This window comes from Streptomyces sp. NPDC055078 (genome assembly GCF_053607985.1).
Window position 1 is genome coordinate 1 of record NZ_JBSGUP010000122.1, and the last position, 15,996, is coordinate 15,996.

Consider the following 15,996-nt stretch of genomic DNA (forward strand, 5'->3'; position numbering starts at 1 on the left):
GGACCGCGTCCGCGCCCGCGTCGATGGCCGGGGCGAAGTCACCGAGGCGGCCGGCGCCGCCGCTGGCGATCACGGGGACGGTGACCTGCGCGCGTACGGCCGCGATCATCTCGGTGTCGTAGCCGTCCTTGGTGCCGTCCGCGTCCATCGAGTTCAGCAGGATCTCGCCCGCGCCCAGTCCGGCGGCCCGCTGCGCCCATTCGACGGCGTCGATGCCGGTGCCCCGGCGACCGCCGTGGGTGGTGACCTCGAAGGTGCCCTCCGGGGTGCGGCGCGCGTCGACGGACAGCACCAGTACCTGGCGGCCGAAGCGCTCGGCGATCTCGCGGATCAGTTCGGGGCGGGCGATGGCGGCGGTGTTGACGCCCACCTTGTCGGCACCGGCCCGCAGCAGTTTGTCGACATCGTCGGCCGAGCGGACGCCGCCGCCGACCGTGAGGGGGATGAAGACCTGCTCGGCGGTGCGGCGCACCACGTCGTAGGTGGTCTCGCGGTTGCCGGATGAGGCGGTGATGTCGAGGAAGGTCAGCTCGTCGGCGCCCTCGGCGTCGTAGAGCTTCGCCATCTCGACGGGGTCGCCCGCGTCGCGCAGATTCTGGAAGTTGACGCCCTTGACGACCCGGCCGTTGTCGACGTCCAGGCAGGGGATGACCCTGACGGCGAGAGTCATGTGCCCTCCCCCCGGTACGCCTCGATCTCGACCTCCACCACCAGACGGGGGTCGACGAATCCCGAGACAATGATCATGGACGCGGCGGGGCGGACGGTGTCGAACAGCTCCTTGTGGGCGCGGCCGACCTCGTCGACGTCACGGGCGTGGGTGAGATACATCCGGGTCCGTACGACATCGGCGACCCCGAGGCCGAGCTGCCCGAGCGCGTCGAAGGCCACGTTGAACGAGTTCACGGCCTGGTCGTAGGGGCCGCCGTCGATGAGCTTGCCGTCGATCACGGAGGTGCAGCCGGAGACCAGGACCAGGCCGTTCGGCAGGGCCACGGCCCGGGAGTAGCCGAACTGCTCCTCCCAGGGTGCTCCGGTGGCCACCCGCCGGACACCGTCGGTCATCCGGGTGCCGTCGGTCATGAGGACACCACCGCGAGCGCCTCCTGAAGGGTGAACGCCTTCGCGTACAGGGCCTTGCCGACGATCGCGCCCTCGACGCCCTGAGGGACGAGGGAGGCGATCGCACGCAGATCGTCCAGCGAGGAGACGCCGCCGGAGGCGACGACCGGCTTGTCGGTGGCCGCGCAGACGTTCTTCAGCAGCTCCAGGTTGGGGCCTTCGAGGGTGCCGTCCTTGGCGATGTCGGTGACGACATAGCGGGCGCAGCCCTCGGAGTCGAGGCGGGCCAGCGTCTCGTAGAGGTCGCCTCCGTCGCGGGTCCAGCCCCGGCCGCGCAGGGTGGTGCCTCGGACGTCCAGACCGACCGCGATCCTGTCCCCGTGCTCGGCGATGATCTTGGCGACCCACTCGGGGGTCTCCAGCGCGGCGGTCCCCAGATTGACCCGGGTGCAGCCCGTGGCGAGGGCGGCGGCGAGCGAGGCGTCGTCGCGGATGCCGCCGGACAGCTCGACCTTGATGCCGCCGCCCGCGAGGCTACCCGTGACCTCGGTGATCAGGGCGCGGTTGTCGCCGGTGCCGAAGGCGGCGTCCAGGTCGACCAGGTGGAGCCACTCGGCGCCCGCGCGCTGCCAGGTGAGGGCGGCCTCCAGGGGAGAGCCGTAGGAGGTCTCCGTACCGGACTCGCCGTGGACGAGACGGACGGCCTGGCCGTCGCGGACATCGACGGCGGGGAGGAGTTCGAGGTTGGTCACAGTGTTCCGATCCAGTTGGTCAGCAGCTGGGCGCCGGGGTCGCCGGACTTCTCGGGGTGGAACTGCGTCGCCCACAGCGCGCCGTTCTCCACGGCGGCGACAAAGCGCTCGCCATGGGTGGCCCAGGTGATCTGGGGTGCGCGCATGGCGGGGTTGGTGATCTCCAGTTCCCAGTCGTGTACGGCATAGGAGTGCACGAAGTAGAACCGCTCGCCGGGGTCGACCCCGGCGAAGAGCCGGCTGCCCGCGGGGGCCTCGACGGTGTTCCAGCCCATATGGGGCACGACGGGGGCCTTCAGCGGGCCGACCGTGCCGGGCCACTCGTCGAGCCCCTCGCTCTCCACTCCGTGCTCGATGCCGCGCGCGAAGAGGATCTGCATACCGACGCAGATGCCCAGGACCGGGCGTCCGCCGGCGAGCCTGCGGTCGACGATCCACTCGCCGCGGGCCTTGCGCAGGCCCTCCATACAGGCGGAGAACGCGCCGACGCCGGGGACGAGGAGTCCGTCGGCGTTCATGGCGGTGTCGAAGTCGCGGGTGATCTCCACATCGGCGCCGACGCGGGCCAGCGCCCGCTCGGCGGAGCGGACGTTACCGAAGCCGTAGTCGAGGACGACGACCTTCTTCGGGGCGCTCATGACCGCGTGTCCTTCCTCGGGGTGCTCATGACCGCACATCCAGCACTCCGCGTGCTCATGACCGCACATCCAGCACTCCGCGTGCTCATGACCACACATCCGGCACTCCGCGTGCTCATGACCACACATCCGGCACTCCGCGTGCTCATGACCACACGTCCAGCCGGAGCACGCCCGCCACCAGACACATCGCGGCCCCGATCGACAGCAGGACGACGACGCCCCTGGGCTGCTCCTGCTTGATGAAGGAGTAGACCCCGCCGAGGAGGAAGAGTCCGACGATGATCAGGACGGTGGAGAGGCCGTTCACAGCGCGCCCTTCGTGGAGGGAAGGATTCCGGCGGCGCGCGGGTCGCGCTCGGAGGCGTAGCGCAGCGCGCGGGCCAGTGCCTTGAACTGGCACTCCACGATGTGGTGCGCGTTACGCCCGTACGGGACGTGGACGTGCAGCGCGATCTGGGCCTGGGCGACGAAGGACTCCAGGATGTGCCGGGTCATCGTCGTGTCGTAGGCGCCGATCATCGGCGCCATGTTCTCCGGCTCGGTGTGCACCAGATAGGGGCGGCCGGAGAGGTCCACGGTGACCTGGGCGAGCGATTCGTCCAGCGGCACGGTGCAGTTGCCGAAGCGGTAGATGCCGACCTTGTCGCCGAGCGCGCGCTTGAAGGCGCCGCCGAGGGCGAGGGCGGTGTCCTCGATGGTGTGGTGGGAGTCGATGTGGAGATCGCCCTCGGTCTTCACGGTCAGGTCGAACAGGCCGTGGCGGCCGAGCTGGTCGAGCATGTGGTCGTAGAAACCGACCCCGGTCGACACATCGACTCTTCCGGTGCCGTCGAGGTCGATCTCGACGACGACGGAGGTCTCCTTGGTGGTGCGTTCGACGCGTCCTACCCGGCTCATGCGCTCTGCTCCTTCTTCAACTCACGTACCGCGTCGAGGAACGCGTCGTTCTCCGCTGGGGTGCCCGCGGTGACCCGGAGCCAGCCGGGTACACCGTTGTCCCGGACCAGGACGCCCCGGTCGAGGATGCGCTGCCAGGTCTCGTGCGCGCTGTCGAACCGGCCGAACTGGACGAAGTTGGCGTCGGACTCCGTCACCTCGTAGCCGATGGCGCGCAACTCGGTGACCAGGCGGTCCCGCTCGGCCTTGAGCTGCTCCACGTACCCGAGCAGCGTATCGGTGTGCTCCAGCGCGGCGAGCGCGGTGGCCTGGGTGATCGCCGAGAGGTGGTACGGCAGCCGGACGAGCTGGACGGCGTCGACCACGGCCGGGTGAGCGGCCAGATAGCCAAGACGCAGTCCGGCGGCGCCGAACGCCTTGGACATCGTGCGGGAGATCACCAGATGGGGACGGCCCTCGATCAGCGGCAGCAGCGACGGCCGGTGGCTGAACTCGACATACGCCTCGTCCACGACCACCAGGGACGGCTTGGCCGCCTGGGCGGCCTCGTACAGCGCCAGGACCACCTCGGCGTCGACCGCGGTGCCGGTGGGGTTGTTGGGCGAGGTGATGAAGACGACATCGGGGCGGTTCTCGGCGATGGCGCGCTCGGCGGCGCCCGTGTCGATGGTGAAGTCGTCGCGGCGCGGCCCGGAGATCCAGCCGGTGCCGGTGCCCCGGGCGATCAGGCCGTGCATCGAGTACGAGGGCTCGAAGCCGATGGCGGTACGCCCCGGGCCGCCGAAGGTCTGGAGCAGCTGCTGAAGGACCTCGTTGGAGCCGTTGGCCGCCCAGACGTTCCCGGCGGCCACGGGGTGTCCGCCCGTACGGGTCAGATACGCGGCGAGTCCGGTGCGCAGCTCGACCGCGTCCCGGTCGGGGTAGCGGTTGAGACCGCGCGCCGCCTCCCGCACCCGCTCGGCGATCCGCTCGACCAGCGGTTCCGGCAGCGGGTAGGGGTTCTCGTTGGTGTTGAGCTGTACGGGGACGTCGAGCTGGGGGGCACCGTACGGCGACTTCCCCCGCAGCTCCTCGCGGATGGGCAGATCGTCGATGCCCAGCGGGTCCTCGCTCACTCGGCCCAGCGGATTCGTGTTCACTCGCCTCTGCGGATTCGTGCTCACTTGCCCGGCACCTTCCAGCCGAAACGGGCCTTCATCGCCGCGCCGTGCGCGGGCAGGTCCTCGGCCTCCGCCAGGGTGACCACATGGTGGGTCACCTCGGCGAGCGCGTCGCGGGTGTAGTCCACCAGGTGGATACCGCGCAGGAACGACTGGACGGACAGGCCCGAGGAGTGGCAGGCGCAGCCGCCGGTCGGCAGGACGTGGTTGGATCCCGCGCAGTAGTCGCCGAGGGAGACCGGTGACCAGGGGCCGACGAAGATCGCCCCGGCGTTGCGGACCCGGGCCGCGACGGATGAGGCGTCGGCGGTCTGGATCTCCAGGTGCTCCGCGCCGTAGGCGTCGACGACCCGCAGGCCCTCGGCGATCCCGTCGACCAGGACGATCGCGGACTGCCGGCCGGTGAGGGCGGGCACGATGCGGTCCTCGACATGGCGGGTGGCCGCGATCTGGGGCTCCAGCTCCTTCTCGACCGCGTCGGCCAGTTCGACGGAGTCGGTGACCAGGACGGCGGCGGCCAGCGGGTCGTGCTCGGCCTGGCTGATCAGATCGGCCGCGACATGGACCGGGTCGGCGGTGGAGTCGGCGAGGACCGCGATCTCGGTGGGGCCCGCCTCGGTGTCGATGCCGATCCGGCCGGTGAAGTAGCGCTTGGCCGCGGCGACCCAGACATTGCCGGGTCCTGTGACCATGTTCGCGGGCGGGCAGCCGTCCGGACCCGAGGTGCCGTACGCGAACATCGCGACGGCCTGGGCGCCGCCCACCGCGTACACCTCCTCGACGCCGAGCAGCGCGCAGGCGGCGAGGATCGTCGGGTGGGGCAGACCGCCGTACTCCCGCTGGGGCGGGGACGCGAGGGCGATGGACTCGACGCCCGCCTCCTGCGCCGGGACCACGTTCATGATCACGGAGGAGGGGTAGACGGACCGGCCGCCGGGCGCGTACAGCCCGACGCGCTGGACGGGGACCCACTTCTCGGTGACGGTGCCGCCGGGGACGACCTGGGTGGTGTGCTCGGTGCGGCGCTGGGCGCGGTGGACGATCCTGGCACGCCGGATCGACTCCTCCAGGGCGGCCCTGACCTCGGGGTCGAGCCCCGCGAGGGCTTCGGCGAGCGCGGCGGCGGGCACCCGGACCCGCTCCAGGACGACGCCGTCGAACCGCTCCGCGTACTCGATCAGCGCCGCCGTGCCACGATGATGCACGTCCTCGCAGATCGGCCGCACCTTCTCCAGGGCGGCTTCCACGTCGAAGTCGGCACGGGGCAGCAGGTCGCGCAGGGCGGAGCCCTCAGGGAGGGCATCGCCGCGCAGATCGATTCGGGAGATCACACCGCCAATTCTCGCAGAACCGAAACGGCGGCTTGTCCACGTATCACTGACTGATACGGGACCCGGGGGACCGGGTGTCAGTGATGACCACTAGCGTTCACTCCGTCACTCAGCGGGAAGAACGGCAGTACGAGTCGCTGTACGAGCCACCTGTGTGAGTCGTCTGCACGAAACGTCTGTACGGAGCATCTGTACGAAGCGTCTGTACGAGCCGAGTGCCCCAGGGAATCAGGGAATCAAGGAATGCGGAGGGGGCGGCAGTGACCGAGCCGCTGGACGACGGGCCCCCGGACGGGCTGAGCCAGACCGAGCAGCGCATGTGGAACGCGTTCCGGAGCGGAAGCACCTACGATCTGAGCGATCCCGCCCCCCTGCTGAACGATCCGTTCGCGCCCCGCCCCTGGGGCCCCGAGCGCAGTGTCCGCGCCTCCATCGTCGCCCGGCTGCTGCTGAGCGGGCCGCCCGCGCTGCCGGGCCGGGTCGCCGCACTCAAGCTGCGCGGGGTCCAGATCACCGGCACCCTCAAGCTGGCGGGCGGCAGTATCGCGCCGTATGTCGAACTGAACAGCTGCCGGTTCGACAGCGAGATCTGGCTGTCGGAGGCGCACTTCACCACCGTGCGGATGGTGAGCTGCGCGATTCCGCGGCTGGAGGCGGCCCGGCTGCGCACCGAGGGCGATCTGCATCTGCCGCGCTGCCGGGTCGAGCACGGAATACGGCTCACCGACGCGCAGATCGGCACCGATCTGCTGATCAACCAGATCCATGTCCGGCCGGACCGCCGGGGCCGGGCGATCACCGCGGACGGTATGTCGGTCGCGCAGGATTTACAGGCCGAGCTGATCGAGACGTACGGGGAGTTCAGTCTGCGCGGCGCGAAGGTCGGGGTCTCGCTGAGCCTGCGGGGCAGCCGGCTGCGGGCCGCCGCCGAGCGCCGTGCGCTGAACGCGCCGCAGCTGACGGTGGAGCGCACGCTCTATATGACGGGCGCGTGGGTGAGCGAGACCACGGGCGATCAGAACGCCACTCCCCCGCTCGGGGTCACGCGCGGCTCCTCCCTGCGCCGCGACAGCCGGCTGCGGCCCTTCGAGTGCTACGGCGGGGTGCGGCTCGACGACGGCCGGTTCGGCGACGCGATCGATCTGCACCGGGCGCGGTTTGTGCTGAGCCCGCGCGAGGAGCTGTCGCTGCGCCGGATAGTCAGCCCCGAACTGCGGTTCAACGCCCAGCGCCCCGAGGAGGGGCGGGTGGTCCTGAACGGCGCGAAGGTGATCACCCTGGTCGACCAGGCGGCGAGCTGGCCGGGGCCCGGCGGCCTGGCGATGGGCGGCTTCGTCTACGAGAACCTGGTGCCGTACGAGGCGTTTCCGCTGAGCCGGCGGCTGGAGTGGGTGGAGTCCGCGACCCCCGAGTACTCCCCGGAGCCGTACGAGCGGCTGGCGACCGTGCTGCGCAACAGCGGCGAGGACGCGGACGCCCGCGAGGTGCTGCTCGCCAAGCAGCGCCGCCGCCGCGAGACGCTGCCGCTGGCCGCGAAGCTGTGGGGCTATCTCCAGGACTGGACCGTGGCGTACGGCTACCGGCCCGGCCGGGCGGCGCTGTGGATGGCGGTGCTGTGGGCGGCGGGCGCGGTGGCCTTCGCCCAGGTCGACCCCGCACCGCTCAAACCCGGTGAGCATCCGCGCTGGAACGCCCCGCTGTACGCGCTGGACCTGCTCATCCCGGTGATCAACCTCGGGCAGGACGGGCACTGGCGGCTGGACAGCCGCTGGCAGTGGACGGCCGCGGTGCTGGTGATACTGGGGTGGATTCTGGCGACCACGGTGGCGGCGGGGGCGTCGAGGCTGCTGCGACGGGGCTGAGCCAGCGGGCGAGGAGGGCCAGGGGGCAAGGAGGGCCAGGGGGCAAGGAGGGGCGAGGAGAGCCGGGGCGGCGCGGGGAGACGGGCGTGCTGCCCGGGGGCGGGGCGACCCGGGAGGCCGAAGCGCCCGCCGAGGGCCGGGGGCCGCCCAGGGGGTGCATCCTTTACCGTCTCTTGGCCTGCGCCAGGACAACCATCGCGCCGCTACCAAAGCTTCACAGCCATTCCCTGGCGCGCCTCCCACCTGCGGTTTTCAATGGTCCGCACCATGTCATTGCTGCGATCCCTGATCCGCACCGCCCGGATGATCCGCCACACCCCGCGGCTCGGCGACCCCGCTTCGGGCCTGCCGCCCGACGAGGCGGTCCTGCTCGACGTGCCCGACGTACGGATCGGGCCGGCGCTCGTGGCGGCGGCGGTCGGTGAGTACGAACCGGCGGCCAAGCTGCTGGCGACCACCCGCGGGGGCGCCGAATGGGAGAACCGCGACCGGTATGTGATGCGCCTGGCCACCTTCGCGGCGGCCCGTGCCGAGTGGCTGACGGCCTGGCTCACCGCGGCTCCGCGCGACCCGGACGCCCTGGTCGTCAAGGCGGAGCTGGCGGTCCGCAGTGCCTGGGAGTCCCCGGCGCGCGCCGAGCGGCTGCGCGAGATCGGGCCGCTGATCGACGCGGCGGCCCGGAGCGCTCCCGGCGACCCGGTCCCCTGGCGGATCGCCCTGGACCACGCACGCGGTACGCACGCCACCCACACGGCCTTCGAGACGCTGTGGGCCCAGGCGGTAGGCCGGTCCCCGCACCACTACGGATGCCATGTCGCGGCCCTGCGGTATCTGTCCGCGCGGTGGCACGGCTCCCACCGCGAGTGCTTCGACTTCGCGGAACAGGCGGCGGCGGACGCGCTGCCCGGCTCCCTGGTGCAGGCGCTGCCGGTGCGAGCCGCGTTCGCCCAGCTGGAGAGCGGTGGCGTCAACTCCGTGGCGACCGAGCGGGTCGACGCGGCGGCCGATCTGGCGATCGCGCTCTCCGCGGACTATCCGGCCGGGGACTCCTGGCCTGCCGAGGTGCGCAATCTGACGGCGTACGTGCTGATGCGGCGGGGGCGGTGGCGGGAATCCCTGGAACAGTTCCGGCTGATCGGGACCTGTGCCACATCCTTCCCATGGAGTGATGTTTCCGACGATCCGCTCGGCCAGTTCCTGGACGCGCGGGACGGCGTACGGATCCAGCTGGCCGCCGTGACCCCTCTGCGACACCGGGCCGGACGCAGCCGCTCCGCGGACCATTAGGCTTGTCCGTTGTGACAACCGCACGGCTCCCGCTCTTTCCGCTGAACTCGGTGCTGTTCCCGGGCCTCGTCCTGCCCTTGAACGTGTTCGAGGAGCGTTATCGCGCCATGATGCACGAGCTGCTCAAGACGGACGAGTCCGAGCCGCGCCGATTCGCCGTGGTCGCCATCCGTGACGGCCGGGAGGTCGCGTCGACCGCGCCCGGTCTGCCCGACCCGACCGCGCGGCCCGAGCGCGGACCGGCCGCCGGGTTCGGCGACGACCCCATCCAGGCGTTCCACGAGGTGGGCTGTATCGCGGACGCGGCGACCATCCGGGAGCGCGAGGACGGCAGCTTCGAGGTCCTCGCCACCGGCACCACCCGGGTGAGGCTGCTCTCGGTCGACGCGAGCGGGCCGTTCCTCACGGCCGAACTGGAAGAACTCCCCGAGGACACCGGGGAGGGCGCCGCGACCCTGGCGGAAGGTGCGCTGCGGGCGTTCCGCAACTATCAGAAGCGGCTGGCGGGCGCTCGGGAGCGGTCCCTGTCGACCAACGCCGACCTCCCGGACGAACCGTCCGTCGTCTCCTATCTGGTGGCGGCGGCGACCGTACTGGACACACCGACACAGCAAAGGCTCCTTGAGGCGCCCGACGCGGCGGCCCGGCTGCGGGCGGAGCTGGAACTGCTGCGGGCCGAGACCGCGGTGATCCGGCATCTTCCGTCACTGCCCGCGGTGAATCTGACCCGCGCGCCCACCAGTCCCAACTGACCCGGGAGCCTCTGAAGTGGCACGTGCGGCGAAGAAGTCCAGAAAGCCGGGCGGCACCCCCGCGACGGTGGCGCTGACCTCGGCGGGCACCGAGTTCACCGTGCACACCTACGAGCACGACCCGGCCTCCGTGTCGTACGGCGAGGAGGCGGCGGAAGCCCTCGGCGTGTCGCCGGACCGGGTCTTCAAGACCCTCGTCGCGGAGGTGGACGGCGAACTGACGGTCGCGGTCGTCCCGGTGGCGGGCCGGCTCGATCTCAAGGCCCTCGCGGCGGCGGTCGGCGGCAAACGGGCGGCCATGGCCGACCCGGCGGCGGCCGAACGCACCACCGGCTATGTCCGCGGCGGCATCTCCCCCCTCGGCCAGCGCAAACGCCTCCCCACCGTCCTGGACTCCTCGGCCTTGGCCCACCCCACGATCTGTGTCTCGGCGGGCCGCCGCGGCCTTGAGATCGAACTGGCCCCGGCGGACCTGGTTGACCTGACAGCGGCGGTCCTGGCCCCGATCGGCCGCGGGTAGGCCCCTCCTGCCGCCACGGCGGCGCCCATGAGACGTACGCAAACGTACGCAGATGCAGGAAGCCGGACGCAGACGTAGGCAGACGGACGGGGCGGCGGGGGGCGGCAACCGGCCGCCGGCCGTGCGCGAGGGGTCGACGGGCAGGCCGTTGTCGGCTACGACCGTGGGAACGACGCTGCGACGGAGGCGATGTCATGTCCAAACGCACCCGCAAACGCAAATGGCGCACCCGCAAGGCCAACCACGGCCGCCGCCCGGCGTAGCGGCGGTCCACCGGCCGGGCAGTCGTGCCGCCGGCACCCCGGCGGCACCCCGGCCGAATCCGGGACGGGGCGATGGGCGTGGCCCGTGGGCACGGCGACGGGCACGGTCCGTACGTACGGCCGGTCTGTCCGTACGATCTGCGGGTACGGCCGGTACGGGAGGCCCCCGGAGCACCTACTGGCGCGGCGGCTCCGGGGCCGTCTCCCACCGCGGCTCCGGGTCCCGGGGACCGAACATCGCCGTCAGGGCCAGATGGACCACCATCGCGGCCACCGGCCACGCCAGCAGCGCCCCCTTGGCGTTCAGCTCAAGCGGCGCGTCGAAGACGACGCCCCGCCCGACCTCGCGGGCCTGTGCGACGACGTCGTCGGTCGGGCCGAGCCATGCCCCGGTGCCCCAGGCGACCAGCGAGGCGAGCAGCCCCCCGACGGCCAGGGCGATCACCAGCACCATCCCACCGCGGCGGCGCAGCAGGAAGACCAGGGCCGCGCTCACCGCGCCGAAGCCGAGGGCGAGGAGGACAAACGTTCCGTCCGCGCCGATGGCGCCCTCCCCCTCCGTATCGCTGCGGAACACCGCCGTACCGTCGGAGATCAGTGGCACCCGGGGGGCCAGCCAGAGCCACAGCAGTCCCAGCGCCAGTCCCGCGACCACCTGGGCCACCACCGTGACGACACCCTCACGCAGCTCGGTCACCAGATCCGGGTCGCCGGGGTCCTCGCCCTCGCCGGGCGTCGGCGGGGCGGGCCACGGATTGCCGTCCTGCGAACGGTGCGGCTGATGGGGCGGAGTCAGCGGTGCGGTCACACCGCCATCGTGCCAGGCGGACGCGGACCGCGCCTCACCGGACCGCCGCCCGCCGGTACGCCCAGGTCGCGATCGTCAGCGAGACCACACCGACCACCGCACAGACCCCGAGGTCGAGTCCGACGACCGCCCAGTCCGGGCTCGCGTCGAAGGTCCTGGCCAGTGCCTCGACCCCGTAGGTGGAGGGCAGCAGATCACGCGCGTAGGAGATCGGGCCCGGCAGCCGGTCGGCCGGCAGCACCCCCAGCAGCAGGGCCGCGGACATGCCCAACTGCCCCAGCAGTGTCGCCAGTTCCGCCCGGGGCGCGAGCAGTCCGAGGGCCGCGCCGAGTCCGGCGAGGGCCGCCCCGGACAGCGGGATGACGGCGACGAGCACCCATAGATGGGTCATCGGCAGCGAGAAGAGCACACTGCCCGTGACCGCCGTGACGATCGTGCCGGGCACGGTGAAGGAGGCGTACGCCCCGGCCGCGCCGAGGACCACCGACGCGGGCGGCACCGGCAGCGTGGCGTAGTGGTCGAGTCCGCCGCTCGCCCGGAGCTGGCCGAAGTACTGGGCCAGCAGATTGAGCGCGACGAAGGCGACGACCAGCACGGCCGATCCGGCGACGACGGCCCGTGCCTCGTCACCGCCGTCGACGACCCCGCGCATCAGGACCATGATCCCGACGGACTGGAAGGTCGCCACGAAGAGCAGCGGGATCCGGGCGACCCGCGCCCGGGAGAGCTGGGCGCGGTAGACCGCCCCGAGCGCGGGCAGCAGCCGTGCCTTGGGGGCGAGCGGGGCGGGCGCGACCGCCTCCGCCTCCCGGTCCCGGTCTCTGATGTGTGTCTGCCCGGACACTGCCTCCATGGGCACGATACTCACGCCTTGACCAGCCCCTTCGTCGCGTTCCCCCCGAGCGCCAAGTACACGTCCTCCAGGCTGGGCGTCGCCAGCGTGAAGTCGTCGAGCGCCGCGAATGCCGCGCCGCCCGTCACCGCCGCCACCGCCGCGCGTGCCTCGTCCGGTGCGAGCCGGAGCACCCACCGGCGCCCGAACTCCTGCGCCGACGCGCGCAGCGCCGCCACCTCCGGCACATCCAGCGGCGCCCGCTCGCGCCACATCAGCTCGACCCGTACCTCACCGGCGATCCGTTCCTTCAGTCCGCCGGGAGTGTCGCAGGCGATGACCCGGCCCTGTTCCAGGACGGCGACCCGGTCGAGGACCGTCTCGGCCTCGATGACGTTGTGGGTCACCAGGACGACGGTCGCCCCGTGCTCGACCCGGCGGCGGTCGACGGCCGCCCAGACCGCGCGCCGGGCGACGGGGTCCATTCCGGTGGTCGGCTCGTCCAGGACGAGGAGCGGGCGCGCGCCCACCAGGGTGGCCGCGAAACAGGCCAGCCTGCGCTGTCCCCCGGACAGCTTCTTCAGGGCGCGTCCGGCCAGCTCGGTCAGTCCCAGCTCTTCGAGGACCCCGTCGCGCTCGGCGCGGGCGTCCCGGACGGAGAGTCCGCGCAGCCGTCCGGTGGTCTCGGCGGCGAGCGCGACGGTCAGTTCGTCGAGGGCGGTGGACTCCTGGCCCAGGTAGCCGATGAGGCGTGCGGCCCGCTCCGGATGGCGTACGAGATCGTGGCCGAGCACCTCGACACTGCCCGAGTCGGGCCGCATCAGACCGGTCAACTGGCGTACGAGGGTGGACTTGCCCGCTCCGTTGGGGCCGAGCAGTCCGAAGATCTCACCGCCCCGGACCTCCAGGCTGATTCCGTCGCTGGCCCGCACTTCGGGCGTCGCGGGCACGCCTCGGCGGGCGCGCGCGGCAGGGTATGTCTTGACCAGCCGCCGCACCACGCACACCGTACTCACGAGGTACGAGAGTACGGGGTCGCCCGGACTACTCCCCGGCGGGGGCGTGTTCCGCCGCCGCCCGGACATCGATCTCGCGCCAGAATCCGGCCCTGATCGCATAGCGGTCGTGCTCGTCGATCTGGTCGTCCTTGTGCGCGAGCAGGCCGAATCGCGCCGCGTACCGGAGCAGCTCTCCGTCGATACGGTGCGGAATCCGCGGGTACATCGTGGACAGCTTCTGGACATGGCCGGATTCGGGCAGCCGTTCCATCCAGCGCCGGGCGAAGACCTGGCCGACCTCGAAGGGGTCACCGCCCACCGTGGTGATGTCCTCCTCCCGGTCGGCCCAGCGCTGCTCGGCGCTGGTGAGCTGGGCGAGGGTGGGCAGCGACGCGCTCTCGGGCGGCTCGCCGAGCGGTCCGGCGCCGGGTCGCTCCACCCAGCCCTTGTCGGAGGACCAGCGCAGGGTGGCGCCGGGGGGATGGTGCGGGACGGGGGTGCCGGGAGCGCGCAGGCTCGCCAGGTCCTTGGGGGTGGGCACGCCCTTGGAGGCGGCCGGAGCGGGGGCCGGCCCGGCGCCGTTCTCCCCGGGCGTGGGGCGATCGCCGTTGCGCGCGGCGTCGGCGGCGGACGCCTGGGAGGCGGCGAGCGCGGACTCGGGCAGCGGGGCGGAGAGGATCGCGGCGATCTCGGGGCGGGGCACCGGCGGCGGGGCGCACACCCCGCCCAGTTCCTTGGCGCGTACGGCCCGGGTGATCCAGGCGCGGTCGAGCACCCGGCGCTCGTCGGCCTCGGCGACCAGATCCTCGGACTGGTTGTAGTCGCCGTCGGCGGCCTGCACCGCCCAGAGGTGGACGGCGACTCCGTGTTCCTTGGCGGACATCAGTCCGGGCAGCAGATCGCCGTCGCCGGTCACCAGGACGACATCGGAGCAGGCGCGATTTCTGGCCAACTCGGTCAGCTCGGCGTGCATGGCCGCGTCCACGCCCTTCTGTGCCCAGCGGCCGTCGCTGCGGGTCAGCGCGCCGAGGCGGACCGTCACCCTGGGCATGACGCGCAGCCGCCGGTGCTCGGGCTGCGGCACCCGGTCGGGGGCGCCGTCGAACCAGTAGATACGGAGCAGGGGGCGCTCGGTGTCCGCCTCGGCCAGCTCGCGCAGGCCCTGGATGAGAGCGGCGTGGTCGACTGTGATCCGGGAACGGGCCGGTTCTCCGGCGAGCAGGCTCGCGGCGGCGCCGAGCAGATAGCCGGCGTCCACCAGCACAACGCAGCGGTCCACGCGCTCCACCCTCTTTCGGGAAAATTCAAGATCTTGGAATTAGGGGATGATTCGGAATCTGGGAAATCGGGGAGGGAAACGCCCCCCGGACGATGCCTCCGGACCGGGGATTGTTCCGGGTTTCCTTCGAGTCTGCCCGACTGCGAGTGGGTTAACGGCCGGAACTCGATCATCGGCGTGGCGGAACCCATGGGGAAGCCCCTGACAAGGGCCGTTTACCCACGGCAATGATCCAAAATGCGACACATCGCACCATATGTGAGTCTGGTCGCGGCCCGGGAGGTATGCGCCGGAGATCCGGCAGCCCCCGGGACGAGGACCCCCCGATGGAGGCACACCATGGCCAAGAACAAGAACCGCAAGGGCAGCCATCAGCAGGATCGCGCGTCCCGGGCGGAGCGCGGCGACGAGCAGGCCAAGTCCACCGCGTACGAGTCCCATGCGCAGCCGCAGTCCCAGGCGCAGGGCAGCCCGGCGGATGTTGCCCGTAAGCACCAGCGGCGCTTCGGCCACAACTGATCAGCTACACCTGATCGGCCACAACTGATCGGCCACAGCTGATTCGCGCCGTTCCGGCGCATCAAGCGGAAGGGGCGCACCCGTGACGACGGGCACGCCCCTTCCGTATGTCCATGTTCGCTGGATGTCCAGGTGTACTGGTCCGGCCCGGTGTCAGCCGGCCAGACAGGACGGGCCGAGCAGCACCTTCAGATCGCCGAAGAGCGCCGGGTCCGCCTGGACCCGGTGGCGGTCGAGCCGGAGCACCGTGGTGGAGCGGGGGCCCTGGAGCTTGATCCGCACTTCGGTGTTGCCCTTGTGGTGGCTGAGGATCTCCCCGAGCCTGCTGACCATCGGCGGGGTCACCTTGACCGTCGGGATGGTGACGACCACCGGGGCGTTGGTACCGGCGGACGAGATGTCGGGGACCTGGAGTTCCATGGCGACGAGGCGGGGGATGTCCTCGCGTTTGTCGAGGCGGCCTTTGACGAAGACGACGGTGTCCTCGACGAGCTGGGTGGAGACGAGCTGGTAGGTGGCGGGGAAGAACATGCACTCGATGGAGCCTGCGAGGTCCTCGACGGTGGCGATGGCCCAGGCGTTGCCCTGTTTGGTCATTTTGCGCTGGAGGCCGGAGATGATGCCGCCGATGGTGACGACCGCGCCGTCGGCGTGTTCGCCGCCGGTGAGCTGGGAGATCGAGGCGTCGGACTTGTCGGACAGAACGTGCTCGATCCCGAAGAGGGGATGGTCGGAGACATACAGCCCGAGCATCTCCCGCTCCTGGGCGAGGAGATAGGACTTGTCCCACTCGACGTCGGAGAACTCCACATCGAGCCCAAAGCCCGGCTCGTCCCCTCCCTCCGCGCTGTCGCCCATGCCGCCGAAGAGGTCGAACTGCCCCTCGGCCTCTTTGCGTTTGACCGCGACCACATTGTCGATCATGGGTTCGTGGTGGGCGACCAGGCCCTTGCGGGTGTGGCCCATCTCGTCGAACGCCCCGGCCTTGATCAGGGACTCCACGGTCCGCTTGTTGCAGACCACCGCCTCGACC

The 15,996-nt window shown here is 71.5% G+C and carries 18 protein-coding genes; 5 read left to right on the plus strand and 13 right to left on the minus strand.

Annotated features, from left to right (window positions below):
- The 8 genes from hisF to hisD all read right to left on the minus strand — a co-directional run.
- Positions 1–670: imidazole glycerol phosphate synthase subunit HisF (hisF, locus tag ACWF94_RS13535; RefSeq protein ID WP_453487501.1), on the minus strand; the 670-nt coding region annotated here is incomplete at its 3' end.
- Positions 667–1,065 carry a RidA family protein gene (locus tag ACWF94_RS13540; protein WP_453487517.1) on the minus strand — a complete coding sequence of 133 codons (399 nt, stop codon included), beginning with the start codon at positions 1,063–1,065 and terminating at the stop codon, positions 667–669. The genes hisF and ACWF94_RS13540, both read right to left, overlap by 4 nt.
- Positions 1,066–1,079: 14 nt before the next feature.
- The gene (gene priA, locus ACWF94_RS13545; protein ID WP_453487502.1) at positions 1,080–1,814 is read right to left on the minus strand and encodes a bifunctional 1-(5-phosphoribosyl)-5-((5-phosphoribosylamino)methylideneamino)imidazole-4-carboxamide isomerase/phosphoribosylanthranilate isomerase PriA; all 735 of its coding nucleotides are present in this window, start codon (positions 1,812–1,814) and stop codon (positions 1,080–1,082) included.
- Positions 1,811–2,452 carry an imidazole glycerol phosphate synthase subunit HisH gene (hisH, locus tag ACWF94_RS13550; protein ID WP_453487503.1) on the minus strand — a complete coding sequence of 214 codons (642 nt, stop codon included), beginning with the start codon at positions 2,450–2,452 and terminating at the stop codon, positions 1,811–1,813. Before hisH ends, priA begins: the two co-directional genes overlap by 4 nt.
- 145 nt (positions 2,453–2,597) lie before the next feature.
- Entirely contained in the window at positions 2,598–2,762 is a 165-nt protein-coding gene (locus tag ACWF94_RS13555) for a hypothetical protein (protein WP_453487504.1), read from the minus strand.
- Positions 2,759–3,352, minus strand: coding sequence for an imidazoleglycerol-phosphate dehydratase HisB (gene hisB / locus ACWF94_RS13560; RefSeq protein ID WP_453487505.1), 594 nt, complete (start codon positions 3,350–3,352; stop codon positions 2,759–2,761). Before hisB ends, ACWF94_RS13555 begins: the two co-directional genes overlap by 4 nt.
- Positions 3,349–4,467, minus strand: a complete 1,119-nt coding sequence (locus tag ACWF94_RS13565) for a histidinol-phosphate transaminase (protein WP_453487506.1) — start codon at positions 4,465–4,467, stop codon at positions 3,349–3,351. The genes hisB and ACWF94_RS13565 overlap by 4 nt, the downstream gene beginning before the upstream one ends.
- A gap of 44 nt (positions 4,468–4,511) precedes the next feature.
- Positions 4,512–5,843, minus strand: coding sequence for a histidinol dehydrogenase (hisD, locus tag ACWF94_RS13570; protein ID WP_453487507.1), 1,332 nt, complete (start codon positions 5,841–5,843; stop codon positions 4,512–4,514).
- Positions 5,844–6,103: 260 nt separating this feature from the next.
- Here hisD and ACWF94_RS13575 point away from each other — a divergent pair, with 260 nt between their 5' ends.
- The 4 genes from ACWF94_RS13575 (at position 6,104) to ybaK (ending at position 10,264) form a co-directional block, all read left to right on the plus strand.
- Positions 6,104–7,705: an oxidoreductase gene (locus ACWF94_RS13575; protein ID WP_453487508.1), complete on the plus strand. Its 1,602-nt coding sequence runs from the start codon at positions 6,104–6,106 to the stop codon at positions 7,703–7,705.
- A 255-nt stretch (positions 7,706–7,960) separates the two neighbouring features.
- Positions 7,961–8,992, plus strand: a complete 1,032-nt coding sequence (locus ACWF94_RS13580) for a hypothetical protein (RefSeq protein ID WP_453487509.1) — start codon at positions 7,961–7,963, stop codon at positions 8,990–8,992.
- 11 nt (positions 8,993–9,003) lie between these two features.
- The gene (locus tag ACWF94_RS13585; protein ID WP_453487510.1) at positions 9,004–9,744 is read left to right on the plus strand and encodes an LON peptidase substrate-binding domain-containing protein; all 741 of its coding nucleotides are present in this window, start codon (positions 9,004–9,006) and stop codon (positions 9,742–9,744) included.
- 16 nt (positions 9,745–9,760) lie between these two features.
- Positions 9,761–10,264: a Cys-tRNA(Pro) deacylase gene (gene ybaK / locus ACWF94_RS13590; protein WP_453487511.1), complete on the plus strand. Its 504-nt coding sequence runs from the start codon at positions 9,761–9,763 to the stop codon at positions 10,262–10,264.
- A 438-nt stretch (positions 10,265–10,702) separates the two neighbouring features.
- On the opposite strand, the gene ACWF94_RS13595 is transcribed toward ybaK, so the two are convergent.
- From ACWF94_RS13595 to ACWF94_RS13610, 4 genes are read right to left on the minus strand one after another with little or no spacing between them, the layout of a single operon-like run.
- Complete coding sequence (locus ACWF94_RS13595; RefSeq protein ID WP_453487512.1) at positions 10,703–11,335, minus strand: DUF2567 domain-containing protein; 633 nt, start codon at positions 11,333–11,335, stop codon at positions 10,703–10,705.
- Positions 11,336–11,369: 34 nt separating this feature from the next.
- Positions 11,370–12,188 carry an ABC transporter permease gene (locus ACWF94_RS13600; RefSeq protein ID WP_453487513.1) on the minus strand — a complete coding sequence of 273 codons (819 nt, stop codon included), beginning with the start codon at positions 12,186–12,188 and terminating at the stop codon, positions 11,370–11,372.
- An 11-nt stretch (positions 12,189–12,199) separates the two neighbouring features.
- Positions 12,200–13,165, minus strand: coding sequence for an ABC transporter ATP-binding protein (locus ACWF94_RS13605; protein ID WP_453487518.1), 966 nt, complete (start codon positions 13,163–13,165; stop codon positions 12,200–12,202).
- Between the two features lie 46 nt (positions 13,166–13,211).
- A complete protein-coding gene (locus ACWF94_RS13610) occupies positions 13,212–14,453 on the minus strand; it encodes an NYN domain-containing protein (protein WP_453487514.1) in 1,242 nt (413 codons plus the stop codon).
- A 330-nt stretch (positions 14,454–14,783) separates the two neighbouring features.
- Here ACWF94_RS13610 and ACWF94_RS13615 point away from each other — a divergent pair, with 330 nt between their 5' ends.
- Entirely contained in the window at positions 14,784–14,963 is a 180-nt protein-coding gene (locus ACWF94_RS13615) for a hypothetical protein (protein ID WP_453487515.1), read from the plus strand.
- A gap of 153 nt (positions 14,964–15,116) precedes the next feature.
- Here ACWF94_RS13615 and ACWF94_RS13620 read toward each other — a convergent pair.
- Positions 15,117–15,996 (minus strand): OB-fold nucleic acid binding domain-containing protein (locus tag ACWF94_RS13620; protein ID WP_453487516.1); only part of this gene is annotated, 880 nt, incomplete at its 5' end.